Source organism: Vibrio sp. QJM3NY_21, assembly GCF_057785975.1.
Genome location: NZ_CM173513.1, coordinates 1516133 through 1528833, shown reverse-complemented (window position 1 = coordinate 1528833; position 12701 = coordinate 1516133). Strand labels below are relative to the sequence as shown.

The 12701-nt window shown below is 42.8% G+C and carries 15 protein-coding genes; 5 read left to right on the top strand and 10 right to left on the bottom strand.

What is annotated here, in order from left to right:
- Positions 1–183: 183 nt before the first annotated feature.
- A complete protein-coding gene (locus tag AC3CID_RS06960; RefSeq protein ID WP_017080641.1) occupies positions 184–837 on the bottom strand; it encodes a thiopurine S-methyltransferase in 654 nt (217 codons plus the stop codon).
- A 323-nt stretch (positions 838–1160) separates the two neighbouring features.
- On the opposite strand from AC3CID_RS06960, the gene AC3CID_RS06955 reads away from it, so the two are divergent.
- Positions 1161–1937, top strand: coding sequence for a RelA/SpoT domain-containing protein (locus AC3CID_RS06955; protein ID WP_017077978.1), 777 nt, complete (start codon positions 1161–1163; stop codon positions 1935–1937).
- A 153-nt stretch (positions 1938–2090) separates the two neighbouring features.
- Here AC3CID_RS06955 and AC3CID_RS06950 read toward each other — a convergent pair whose 3' ends face one another.
- The 9 genes from AC3CID_RS06950 to AC3CID_RS06910 all read right to left on the bottom strand — a co-directional run bounded on the left by AC3CID_RS06950 (position 2091) and on the right by AC3CID_RS06910 (position 9353).
- Positions 2091–2690 carry a c-type cytochrome gene (locus AC3CID_RS06950; protein ID WP_488527166.1) on the bottom strand — a complete coding sequence of 200 codons (600 nt, stop codon included), beginning with the start codon at positions 2688–2690 and terminating at the stop codon, positions 2091–2093.
- Positions 2687–3190: a hypothetical protein gene (locus AC3CID_RS06945; RefSeq protein ID WP_054546469.1), complete on the bottom strand. Its 504-nt coding sequence runs from the start codon at positions 3188–3190 to the stop codon at positions 2687–2689. The genes AC3CID_RS06950 and AC3CID_RS06945 overlap by 4 nt, the downstream gene beginning before the upstream one ends.
- Entirely contained in the window at positions 3190–4416 is a 1227-nt protein-coding gene (locus tag AC3CID_RS06940; RefSeq protein WP_488527165.1) for a sulfite oxidase, read from the bottom strand. The genes AC3CID_RS06945 and AC3CID_RS06940 overlap by 1 nt, the downstream gene beginning before the upstream one ends.
- The gene (locus tag AC3CID_RS06935) at positions 4413–4718 is read right to left on the bottom strand and encodes a c-type cytochrome (protein WP_488527164.1); all 306 of its coding nucleotides are present in this window, start codon (positions 4716–4718) and stop codon (positions 4413–4415) included. The genes AC3CID_RS06940 and AC3CID_RS06935 overlap by 4 nt, the downstream gene beginning before the upstream one ends.
- 453 nt (positions 4719–5171) lie before the next feature.
- Positions 5172–6038, bottom strand: coding sequence for a DUF302 domain-containing protein (locus AC3CID_RS06930; RefSeq protein WP_488527163.1), 867 nt, complete (start codon positions 6036–6038; stop codon positions 5172–5174).
- A 109-nt stretch (positions 6039–6147) separates the two neighbouring features.
- Positions 6148–6813, bottom strand: a complete 666-nt coding sequence (locus AC3CID_RS06925) for a Rossmann-fold NAD(P)-binding domain-containing protein (RefSeq protein ID WP_488527162.1) — start codon at positions 6811–6813, stop codon at positions 6148–6150.
- 39 nt (positions 6814–6852) lie between these two features.
- Positions 6853–7344 carry a hypothetical protein gene (locus AC3CID_RS06920; protein ID WP_372243935.1) on the bottom strand — a complete coding sequence of 164 codons (492 nt, stop codon included), beginning with the start codon at positions 7342–7344 and terminating at the stop codon, positions 6853–6855.
- A gap of 457 nt (positions 7345–7801) precedes the next feature.
- Positions 7802–8098, bottom strand: a complete 297-nt coding sequence (ihfA, locus tag AC3CID_RS06915; RefSeq protein ID WP_004734853.1) for an integration host factor subunit alpha — start codon at positions 8096–8098, stop codon at positions 7802–7804.
- 523 nt (positions 8099–8621) lie between these two features.
- Positions 8622–9353, bottom strand: coding sequence for an SDR family NAD(P)-dependent oxidoreductase (locus tag AC3CID_RS06910; protein WP_488527161.1), 732 nt, complete (start codon positions 9351–9353; stop codon positions 8622–8624).
- Between the two features lie 128 nt (positions 9354–9481).
- On the opposite strand from AC3CID_RS06910, the gene AC3CID_RS06905 reads away from it, so the two are divergent.
- From AC3CID_RS06905 to AC3CID_RS06890, 4 genes are all read left to right on the top strand, one after another.
- A complete protein-coding gene (locus tag AC3CID_RS06905) occupies positions 9482–10240 on the top strand; it encodes a helix-turn-helix domain-containing protein (RefSeq protein ID WP_488527160.1) in 759 nt (252 codons plus the stop codon).
- A gap of 195 nt (positions 10241–10435) precedes the next feature.
- Positions 10436–10891, top strand: a complete 456-nt coding sequence (locus AC3CID_RS06900) for a Fur family transcriptional regulator (protein ID WP_488527159.1) — start codon at positions 10436–10438, stop codon at positions 10889–10891.
- 62 nt (positions 10892–10953) lie between these two features.
- Positions 10954–11514, top strand: a complete 561-nt coding sequence (locus tag AC3CID_RS06895; protein WP_054546477.1) for an LbetaH domain-containing protein — start codon at positions 10954–10956, stop codon at positions 11512–11514.
- Positions 11504–12538: a CobW family GTP-binding protein gene (locus AC3CID_RS06890; protein WP_488527158.1), complete on the top strand. Its 1035-nt coding sequence runs from the start codon at positions 11504–11506 to the stop codon at positions 12536–12538. The genes AC3CID_RS06895 and AC3CID_RS06890 overlap by 11 nt, the downstream gene beginning before the upstream one ends.
- Positions 12539–12701 lie beyond the last annotated feature (163 nt).

The following is a 12701-nucleotide window of genomic DNA, read 5'->3' as shown; positions in this document are numbered from 1 at the left end:
CATTTTCTAGCTAATGACTACTAATTGGTAACGACTAACTCAGATCTGAACCATTACGTTCTCGCATCTGAACAATCACGACTTCAAATCTGAACAATAAAAAAGACGGGCTATCGAGCCCGTCTTTTTGTTGGTGTTATCTTTTTTATTGAAGCGGTCTTTTCGCTAGAGAGCTCACTGCGCTTAAGCGTCTGACTCAATCAAGTACACTTCCTCACTAAATCGAGACAAGCCTTTTTTAGCAATCTTCGGATGTTCATCGTCTGCAATATCTTGATTCAACAATGTGATTTTGTATCCCGCGAACAACTGATCAATCTCTAGTTTAGGGACGCTAAACGGAGGCCCTGCCATCTCGCTTTGGTCGTAATCCAGAGTCACTAGAAGGATCTTACCACCCGGTTTCAGTCGTTGTTTCAAACGCTCTACATACTGTACTCGCATCTCTTCAGGCAATGCGACTAAAGACGCGCGATCATAAATGGTATCGACAGGCTGGATTGGCGCTGAGAAGTAATCGCCCGTGTAGATGTTCAGTTCATCGAATTGATACAGCTCGTGCTGACCACTGATTTGAGTCACAGTCGGGGTGTAAAGGTGCTCTGCAAAAAATGCGCGAACCGCTATCTGGCTTAACTCGACACCTTGGACATCTTCATGCTTTGAAGCTAGCCAAATCAGATCTTCACTTTTGCCACAAAGTGGAACAAACACACTCTTCTCGTAGCTAGGCTCAGTCTTTTCCCAAAATTTAATCAGAAGTGGGTTTACATCTTCGAGGTGGAAACCAATTTGGTTGGCTGCCCATTTATTGTGCCAAAATTCAGGATTATTCATCTTTCGTTCATGTTAAACAGTCATAATGCAAGGGTACAGTATAGAGAGGTAAGAGCAACCTTAGCTTGGTTTAAAGTACCACATTGGTTTCGATAAAATCAGAAACTGGCTAAGTTCAAAGTTCTGATAATTGCGGAACTAACGGTTGGATTATTTGTCTATATCTTCACATTTTAAAGCAATATTAAACGTTAGAGTTGGTTTCTGTCTTAGCTAGCCCCATTTAATATGTAGTGAGTTTAGTTAAGCTGTTTATACTCTTATGCGTTACTGGTTACCCCTTTTGACTACCCGTTTTTGTAACCTTGTATTTTGGAGTTTGAATGAGTGTATTTCTCCGTACGACGGCCCTAATGCTATTGGTATTGAGCCGAGCGCCTGCATTCGCAGCAGCACCTGTTTCAACAAGTTCGACTGATCAAACGCGCACCCCTGCGCAAAACCAAGTTTCATCAAACGTATTCCGTCATAGTTTGAGCGGCCTTTACGGCATCAAAGCCTTCGACTCACGCCCGACTCAGCCTTACACCGACTTCGATATTCTGTACAGCAAAGCGCATCAAGGCCAAGCTGAACTAGAAACTATCTGTAAAAGTACTGCCCTACTCACCAATTCTGAAGCGCTATTTGCTGGCGTTAAATCTCAAGCTCGTGCAGAAGAAAAAATCGCCCTTGAGCTTGATGGTGATGTGACAAAAATTACGGACTTAGCCCGTGCAACTATCATCGCGAACGATGTAGAGAGCTTGGTTGAAGTTTACGAAGCGCTAAGCCGTGAAGCAGACGTTGTTAAGCTGAAAAACAAGTTTAAATCACCAGCCGACTCTGGTTACCGTGACCTTAACTTGTTGGTTCGTTTGCCAAAGACCAACATCATTGCAGAGGTTCAACTTCACTTAAAAGCGATTGCTGATGTGAAAAGTGGCCCTGAGCACGAGCTTTACGAAATCATCCAAGGCATTGAGCGTCACGCAATTGCAGAACAACGCCCTATCAATGACATTGAAGCAGCACAAATTAATAGCCTAAGACGCCAATCTTTAGAGCTTTATCAACAAGCATGGCAACCATACATTACCACGCACATCAAAGCGGCTTAACCACTGGCATAAACGCTTATCACAAACAACAACGACAAAGGGCCGCATAATCGCAGCCCTTTGTTTTATTTACTTTTTTACCTATCGCTATCTACTGTTTTACCTATCGAATCTCGTAAAAACCTACTTAACCAACTTCCCAGAAAGCCTCACCTATTGGTGATAATACTCTTTAGTGCGATTGTATAAATCCAATGGCTTCAACGTGCTATAAAACGCCGCCGCATCTTGTAAGTCTTCATCCGAAAGGTGTTTCACCACCGACTGCATGTACAAATCTTGGCGCTCATCGCTTTTAAAATTGCGCAGCTGCTTAAGAATATACCCTGCTTTCTGACCTTTGATGTTTGGATAAGATTGTACGAAGGGAATGATCTTGTCACCATGACACTGACTACATAGATTCTGAACCAACTTTTCACCTGCAACTAAGCTCGGAATGTAATCCTCAGTGATTACCTTGCTATCGACAAGAGTTTCAACCTCAGTTTTAGCTTCCGCTTTAAGCTTCGGCGCTGGTTCCGACTCCATGCCCAATGATTCGACTCGCGAGGCAACTTTATCTTCAGTGCTCGGCTTTTCATCAGTACACGCAGACAGCGACAAAACTACTGCTGCAGCGGCTATCGCAATAGCTCTATTAACAACAGCTCTATTAACTACAGCTCTAATAACAATAGCTCTAATAACAATAGCTCCATTCGCAACAATTCCATTCGTAAGAGAGGTCCGCTTTAATCGATTGATGATCATAGGATGTCTCCCGGCATAGGTGGCATCAAGGCGCTATCAATAGGCTTACGACGATACTTGTTCATATCGATGCCTTTGTCTTGATAGTAAGTACTGAGGTAATCCAATACCGGATCCCAAGTATCAGATAGATCCCACAGCCCTTGAGTGTCGACCATCCATTGAATGGTTTCACGCCATTGCTCTCGGTTACCGCTATTCTGAGCAACGATTAAGCTAGTATGGCAGGCGTTACATTGCCCTTTCACGGTCTCCCAACCGGGTGCCATAATTAGACCCGACGTTTTGTCTACGCCGTAATACTCTTTCGGATTCTCTGGAACTTCATCAGCATGAACAAGCATCGACGTTAACAAACTACACACTAATGCCGCTCTCATTATGCCTTTACGGTAACTGCGCTTGCTGGCAGGAGTTGAGTCTGCATGAAATGAGTGGCCATCAACCAAATTGGTAAGTTTAGAACTGCCATCAATAGGCTTATTGGAAATAGACAGCATCACGACACTCTTACAGCAATACGGTGACAACCATTGAACAGATAACCTTTAGGGTTCCATTGCGGTTGTACGACTGGCTGGCTATCGCCTTCACTGTCGGTTGCCTTTGCCCAAATCTCGTAATAACCGGTCGTAGGAAGGTCTAAATCGGCTTCCCACTGTTGCCACGCGCCTTTATTTACTGGCTTGTTCAGCTTCGCATCATGCCAAGTAGTACCGTAATCGTAACTCACTTGCAGCTTCTCAACGGTTCTCAAGCCAGCCCAAGCATGACCACTGACTTTGACCTTCTTACCTAACGTAAACTCAGTGCCACTCTTTGGCGAAGTAATTAACGATTTAACGATCATCTCTTCAATGATTCGGAAATCTTTGTTATCCACTTTCTCACCCGGAGCGATTGGGTTCTTAGGCACTTGATAAGCAGGAGCCGCCATCTTGTGCCCATCATGGATCTTATTTCGAATACTGATGCCAGTCGTGCATTTCTGAGAAACAGAAGCCGGTCGGCCGCCAAATACCGTTCGTAGCGGGTAACCATGAAGATAAGGGATCGGCTCGCCATTCATTTCCCATGCGATTAACGCGTTATCGTTCATCGCAGCTGCAATGGGAACGCCACGTGAAATCGCCTCACCTTTACCACTCAAGTGTTTATCAAAGCCATGGTTACCGACGTAAACCGCATCATCTTTAATTCCACAGTCTTTAAGCACATCACTCAGCAACACACCTGTCCACTGTGAACAATAGACGCCAGCATTGCTCCATTGATTGCCTTTAGTGCTTGGATAGAAGTTATTACGGCTGTTACCACCACACTCCAACACAAGGCTTTGTGCGTGATGTTTAAACTTAGATTTCAACTCTGCGATCGTATAGGTTTTGCTTTGCTTTACCGATTCACCTTTCACCTCGAAGGTCCAAGTATCTGGGTCCATCTCCGTAAAATCTGGCATCAAGCCATTCCAACGAACAAAAGGAACATCTGCAGGAGTCACAGCAGGCGCAAGCATACTTTCTGGCGGATACGCATTCAAAGGGTTGGTATTTAAAACGGTGTAGTAATCCGGTAGATCTTCTGCTTTTGCCCACGTTAATGCATTGATGTCCAGTGCAGCTAAACCTTCAGGTCGATTCGCGGCAAATACCCACGACACCGGCAATGCAGATACTGCGGTTGCTGAAAGCGCGGCTTTAAGGAACTGTCTTCTATCTAAACTCATTGCGGTGACCCTGTGTTATTTAGTTGGTAAAAGTAATTGGCTAGCTTCTTGATGTCTTCTTCTGACAATAGCTGTGCGACTTTGGACATCGTTTTGTCCTCACGCTTACCACTTTTAAAGTCAGTCAGTTGCTCAGTAAGGTAGACTTGGTTTTGCCAATTAAGGTTAGGGATAGAGGGAAACGAGGTGTCGTTGTTACTGCCATGACAAGCAATGCACATATTGGCGAGTTGCTGGTACTCCGCTGCCGAAGCGACAGTCGATAAAAAGAGTAACATCAAAGCTAAAGCGGACTTACGCAAAGCTTCTCCTTAGATTTAGATCAACAAAATAGATTAACTGGCTGTTTATTGAGCGCATTACAGCAAATCATTCGGGTGATTTAAATTCAATTAGATTTAACCTCTGTTCAACTTCACTGAACGGATTTAAAAAACAAATAAGGTGCGTTGAATACATACTGCCTAGCTGTCCATTTTAAATGTACGGGTAATAAATGAAGACGGGCGTCGATGTATGGAGACAAGATAAGGTGCTGGGAACAAAGTTGTATGACTGAGCTGAAATGGCAGGTATTGATCGACTGTGGAGAATAACTAGACATAAGAGCTCTGCTTGACGGGCGTAAACAGAGCTCATGCGATGGTAATTGGTAATTGGTAATTGGTAATTGGTAAACTATAGATATAGATATAGATATACAGACTTACTGAAACCGCTTAGCAAACAAATAGCGCTTCTAGTAAAAACACCCCCTACTTCGATACTGCTCCGCCAAGGGTTTTGCTTAATCGAAAGTTAATGATCTTGTGAGATATTGCGTTATCGCCGTAATGCAGTTCCGACATATCGACAATGTCGTTATAGAGCACAATAACCTTGCCTTCTTGCTCGATAACAAGAACCTTTTGACCAAAAGCATCTAAACCAATGCTAGGAAAATCAGTCATCGCGGTCGCGCCAGGAGCTGGCCCTCCAAACACCAACAAAGTTGCTTTAGGAATCGATTGTCCAATCGATTCGGCCCGAGCCTTGTAGTCCCAATTCACAAACCAAACCGTGTCATCTTGTTCAAGAACATCTCGCTTAATATTCTTTAAGGTCGTCTCAAAGTCATAATCAGATTCAAGCGCTTTAATACCATACCCTTGCTCTAAGGTGTCACTATTAACCGCAGAAGCGTTGTCTAGCCCACGAACAAGCTGCGCAACCTGCAGTTGGTATTGTGTAAGCGTGGTTTCATCTGTGACCCCATGTCTTTTTTGAATAAACTCCGCGTCTGTGTAGACCGTCTTTTGAATCCCGCCTTCCATGTAGTTTAAAACTCGAAAAGGCAGATCGAGTCCTACTTCCGGGTTGAGTTTTAGTAATGCGGTATTAAGAGCGTCATTGGTGTAGAAATCCACACGACTTGGAGCCAAATACTCTCCTGCTTGTTCCGCTAAACGAGAATGGTCGATAGTCAGCACATGATCTAAATTTTGCCCTTGGGCATTAGCTTCGACGGTAAAAGCATTCTGATCGACGGCTTGTAGCTCAGAGACATAAGCAATGGGATCAACTGTTGACTCACATCCCATCAAAGGTAACGCCAGCAACATCATTAAAGAACGATTTTTCATTGATAACCTCTTAATTTTTAATCACATGCCCAACAAAGCTATGCCTATACCTATACCTATACCTATACCTATACCTATACAGTATCAGTAGAGTGAACGCTGATTCACGCTAAGAAATGAGCTGATTCATCGCAACCGAGTTCAATCTTTCAACCTGATTGGAATGGGGCATCATCGATATCGTCAAAATGCTTTGAGCAATAACAGACGACTCAATCGGGACATATTTACTTAGATTGCTGATCATTAGCGGCTTAACAATTTTCAATAAACCTTGCAGAAATTTTTCATCCGTTCTTTTCTCATCACGGTCGCCCGCTAAAGGCCCGGGATGTAAAAAAGTCGTTTGTTCAAAACCCAGAGATTCGACCTTTGCTTCCATTTCACCTTTGCAACGAAGGTAATGGGAACGAGCGTTAATATCCGCTCCAAGGCATGACACAACAATGATGTGACCTACGCCAAGCTGCTGCATTTTCTCAGCGGTAGCTGTGACTAAATTGACATCAATTTCGCGCAGTTTTTCTTTCGTGCCAGCTTTCTTAATCGTGCTACCCAAAGCAATGATGCCAATCTCAGGCGGTTGATCCATTGTGATGTCTGGAGAGACTGACAGCGCTTCGTCAATCACTTGAGTCAACTTAGAACCTTCAACAACCAATCGATGTCGAGACAATGCATAAACGCGATTTACCTCATCACTTTTAAGCAGTGCAGCAAGCGTTTCTTTACCGACTAGGCCACTCGCACCAGCAATAATTATTGATTTGTTCATATTAGTTTCACCATTTAGTCGATTAACACTTACTGTGTACTATTCAATTTCTTCAAGCATTGCGTTAGGTATGATGCTTTCGATGGCAATGTACTGCTCAACATCGAGTAACAAGAAACAGCCATAAGCCAAACCACTCCAACCTAAGATCGACAACGTCAGCATGGCGAACGTCTTTCTCCAACCTTGATTAAGCCGCTTCGAAACAAAGGTGTAGCTTGGAATTCCCACCAGAACAGGGGCTAAAACAGCCATCGTAAGTTGACCATATTTATTCCATCGCTTCATAAAGCGTCTCAGCTTGGGCTTAAAAGCAACGGTTTTGTGGCGATTAAAAATGCTCGAATAAACTGGCGCAACCTTCCACCCAACATAAGCTGCCAGCAATGCGGGAAGTAGATTAAATAATAGCATTTCAGGGTATGAATATGACATGAGCGCTGCCAGAGCAGGCCCTGAATACGTTTTCCAAAGACTCAATAGCGCCATTGAAAACCCAATGAATAGATAACTTTCCAATGCTAGTGTCATAGATGCGATTCTCTCTTTGAACTGCCTGTTTGAAAGGCTCTGTGCAGAAATTTTCTGATTTTCAGCCACCCTTCCACTCTGTATTGATGACACAATAAACAAAGCAAACCGATCGGTCTAGTGTTTTTTGTATCTGTTTACACTGAGTTCCTAGTACAAACATAAGAAGCAAACTAAACAATTGGGTGAACTTTAAAAGTATATGGTGCAGATAAAGTTATGACAGGCTCGGAAATACATCAGTCTTAAGCTGTGGGGTTGAGAACCAACCGTGAAATCAACGAATCTAAAGAGATGGGCATAATGATGGTGAATGGTGAATGGTGAATGGTGAATGGTGAATGGTGAATCTAGGATTGGGTTTGGAATTTGGAAGTTAAAGCCGTTAGAGATTGAATGGGTGTTTTTCCTTGGGATAGATACAAAAAGACCACGCTAGGCGTGGTCTATTGCTTGGCTACTTCTCGATTTTAATATTCTCGACTCGGGCCTTTAATTTTTGTCCCGGTCTAAAAGTAACAACACGTCGAGCAGAAATTGGAATGTCTTCACCAGTTTTCGGGTTACGACCAGGTCGCTCGTTTTTCTCACGAAGATCAAAGTTACCAAAACCAGACAGTTTTACCTGTTCGCCATTTTCAAGTGCCTTACGAACTTCTTCGAAAAACACTTCAACCGTTTCCTTGGCATCCCGCTTGCTGTATCCGAGTGTTTCAAACAGGTTCTCAGCCAAATCGGCTTTAGTGAGTGCCATAAAACTTTCCTCAAAGCTATGTTATACATTGCTACCATCGCCAGTAGCGCCAAAGCATTTACCCTATTCAATCAATGAGATAAGGTCGTTTACAAGGAAAGTGTATGCCAAGCTTCTGATTTTCGCCAACTTTTTTATCTCAACTATTTAATTATTCTTTCAAATCAGAAAGATAAGTCGCTTGTAAATTCACATATATGGCTAAAAAACATCTACTTAACCACCATCAAATAGAACAATACACCCATTAGTTAACTAAAAACAGAATTTAATACTTTAGAGACCTAAATGATAATTTTTGAGACTTTTATCCTATACCCAATAAAATCAGCGACTTGATTTGATATCGAACTCAACAGAGGTTATTAAATAAGCGTTATTAAATATGAGATTTGTATCATTTCAGCATTTAATTCGAATTAGCCTGAATAAAACCTTACTGAGTTACGCTTCCCACGGAGTTACTTGTTTAGAAGTTAACATAATAAAGCTCACCTTTGCATAAACAACCTAGCCGATACAGCTAGTATTGAACATGGCTGGTCGATGCTCCATCTACGTACCAGTTTGCCCCAGAAACAAAACTCGCAGCAGGACTAGAAATAAAGGTCACCACGTTGGCTACTTCTTCAGGGGTAGCTAAGCGACCCATTGGATTTCTATCGATAACTTTCTGGAAAGTGTCCGGCTCTTCACGCTTACATCGCCCCCATAAACCATCAGCAATATATGTGTCTCCAGGCGAAACAGTATTGACTCTCACCTTACGAACGTAGGTCAAAGACAAGGATTTCATATAATGGGCAAGCGCGGCCTTCCCTGCTCCATAAGCATTGGCGTTACAAACTGTATATCCACTCGCTTTCGACCCAATATAGGTGATTGCTGCGCAACGCGACTCAAGCAATTTAGGTAAAACTAACGCAATACCCTGTTGCGTGGCTGCAATGTCTTTTTGCAGAACATCTTCCCATTCATCAGAGAGTGCACTTACATTGGGAACAAAAATATCGATATTCGGAATTGACTCGATCCAAGCTTTCATTTGTGCCAAATCATGGACATCGACCACTTTTCCGACAACTTGCTTTGACGCTTTTCCAAGTTGTTTAAGCAGCTTATCTATCCGATGTTGAGAACGGCCACAGAACCAAACCTTCGCCCCTTCGTTAGCAAAGCCTTCAACTATTTTCGCCCCAATTCCACTAGAACCTCCAGTGACAACAGCATTGATATTCCCTAACCTTAAATTCATCGTAACCTCTCAAATAGTATTGACTACCGAGAGGAAGTATCAAAAAAGATCGCTTACATTTCAAAGATAATAATAAAAGTGACACTTTATGCTACCTTAGGTGTATGAAATAGCGATGGTATAGAGTAATGGACGCACTTGACGACGAAATTTGCACAACAATCAAACGCCATTTAAAAAAGGCGGGTATCTCTTATAAAGAAGTTTCAGAATTCACAGAAGTTTCCGAAATAAGCATTAAACGATTGCTGAACGGCCATCAATCGCTCTCTATTTTGAAGTTACAGAAGATATGTGAATTAATTCAGCTTCCTCTATCAGCCATCATCACAGAAGCAGAAGAAGCATTAGCCTCGGTATCACTATTTACGGATGAGCAAGATGCAGCCTTCTGCAAAGAGCCGCCGTTATTTACTATTTTCCAAGATATTGTAAATGAAGGAGCAAACGCTCAACAGTTAATGGCCAGTTATGATTTAAACGAACCATCACTGCATATCTACCTCAGGAAACTTGAACAGTTAAAACTAATAACGATGTTATCTGGCTTAAAATTCCACGTCATTGTGCCCACAAATACAGCTTTCTCTGAACAAGCAAAATTTAGCGTCACGTTCAAAAATCAAGTCATAGATGCATTAAAACAGGCCGTGCAATATATCGATGCACGTAACAAACAGGCTTACTTTATTACTGCCAGGCTTAGGTTGACCGAAGACGAATTTAAAGAATATAACGCTAAGCTTGAGGAGTTAATGTTAAAAACACTAAAGATTAGTCAGTCGCACAACCGAATGACTGAAGGAGTCAACGACTATGCCATTGTCGACATGGGCGCCAAGGGTATTTTCCACCCAACACTCAAAGCGCCAGTAAATTTGGTTTAAAAATTTCAGCATGCTCATTATTCCGTAAACCCTCGCCATGATTGCTTGGCGAGTCTTTTCATTACCTACCTCAGCCAAAACTAATATTCATCACCCTGAGTATTTATCCTAGACAACCCCAAAGAAAAAGTACGTTCCATAGCTAAACTTGATATGTTATAACATATCAATACTATCATTAATTATGTAGATTGAATGAGAGACATTGAAGCGATCATTGAACATGTAAAACAGGGCTGTAAAGTCAGTGGCAAACAATTTACGGCCAAAAGACAGTTAATTCTGCGAACCTTGATTCATGCCAATAAAGCGCTGTCTGCCTATGAAATCGTAGATTATTGTAAAGAGCACTTTGACCAGCATGTTCAAGCAATGTCGGTTTATAGGGTGTTGGAGTTTCTTGAAGAGCATCACTTAGCGCACAAACTTAAAGTCTCCAACAAATACATCCTCTGCGACCATATCCTTTGCGAACATGAGCATGGTATCCCTCAATTTTTAATTTGCTCAAAGTGCGACAAAATCAGCGAGCAAACCATCGACCCTGCCATGATTCACGGGCTTCAATCCCACGCTAAACAAGAAGGTTTCACCGTGGTCAGCCCTCAATTGGAGATTAACTGCGTGTGCGATGAATGCGTCGATACATAAATGCCCAGCGCCATCAATGGTGGTATGCCCAGTGGCATTACGAAAAAATAAAAGAGCTCAATATGTTAAGAAGAAATCCAAGCGGCCATATGCCAAAAGTATCGGAGACCGCTTTCATTGATCCAACGGCCATCATCTGTGGCAAGGTCATCATTGATGATAACGTGTTTATTGGCCCTTACGCCGTTATTCGTGCTGACGAAATCAATGAACAAGGCGATATGGAAGCCATCGTAATCAAGCGTGATACCAATATTCAAGACGGTGTGGTTATTCACTCAAAAGCTGGCGCTGCCGTCACCATTGGTGAACGTTCATCCATCGCCCATCGCTCGATTATTCATGGCCCTTGCGAGGTCTGTGACGACGTTTTTATTGGCTTCAACTCTGTGGTCTTTAATGCGGTGATTGGCAAAGGTTGTGTGATTCGCCATAACTGCGTGGTAGACGGGCATGACTTACCCGAGAACTTCCACGTACCACCGATGACCAATATTGGCTCAGGGTTTGATTTGAACAATATCTCCAAGGTCCCACCTGAGTATTCTGCGTTTTCAGAATCGGTCGTTTCAGCAAACCATACCCTTGTGCAAGGTTATCGGAGAATTGCCAATGAGCTCTGATAAAAAGCCTATCTTGGGTATTCCAACCAATATCATTACCGGCTTTCTCGGCGTGGGTAAAACCACTGCGATTCTCAACCTAATGAAGAATAAGCCCGCTGATGAAAACTGGGCTATTTTGGTGAACGAATTTGGAGAAATTGGCGTTGATGGCAGTTTGATCCAAGGGAACGACAGCAAACAACAAGTGTTTATTCGTGAAGTGCCTGGCGGCTGTATGTGTTGCGCGGCTGGTTTACCGATGCAGATCGCACTGAATCAACTGCTGTCTGAGGCAAAACCTGATCGCTTATTGATTGAGCCAACCGGGCTTGGTCACCCTAAAGAAGTGCTAGAAGTCTTGTCTTCAGAGCACTATCGCAAAGTACTGTCACTGCAGAAAAACATTACTTTGGTTGATGCCCGCAAGCTTTCTGACACACGCTATTCTGAACACGATACCTTCAATCAGCAAATCACCATTGCCGACACCATTGTGGGTAATAAAGTCGACCTCTACAAAAGTGGCGATGCAGAAAAACTGGCTGAGTACGTCGCACAGGTTTGTCACCCAGACACCAAGCTAATATTTGCCCATCACGGTAAGATCCCTTCCGACGAGTTCGATGGAAACACCAACTTTTACCATCACCATCACCATCACCATCACCACCACCACCATCATCATCATCATCATCATCATCATCATAAACAAGATAAGCCACTCGCTTCTGAATTACCGATGCCAGAAAGCGGCATGATAAAGGCGAGCAACCAAGGTGAAGGGTTTGAAAGTATTGGTTGGCGATTCGCGGCGAACAAACTGTTCGACCGTCAGCAATTGCTTAATGTATTAGTTGGACTCAAAGCCGAACGAATGAAAGCGGTGTTCATCACTCAAAGCGGCATCTTTGGTTACAACTTAACGGAAGATGGTCTAACAGAGTGTGAACTTGATGAATGCAATGAAACCAGAATTGAGGTGATCGGGCACCAAATAGATGAAGACCTAGAGTGCCAATTGCTCAAATGTATGGTGACTTGATCGCTTAGTTACTTGATCGCCTAGTTTCCTGATCGTTTAGTTAATAGAGTTCTGAATTAAGAGCTAGTTAATAGAGTGCTGTTAATTGATTCTTTAAGTAACTTCACTTCTTCAACATAGAGTAAGACCTCGCAAGTGCGAGGCCTTATTTTTATTCAAAGCA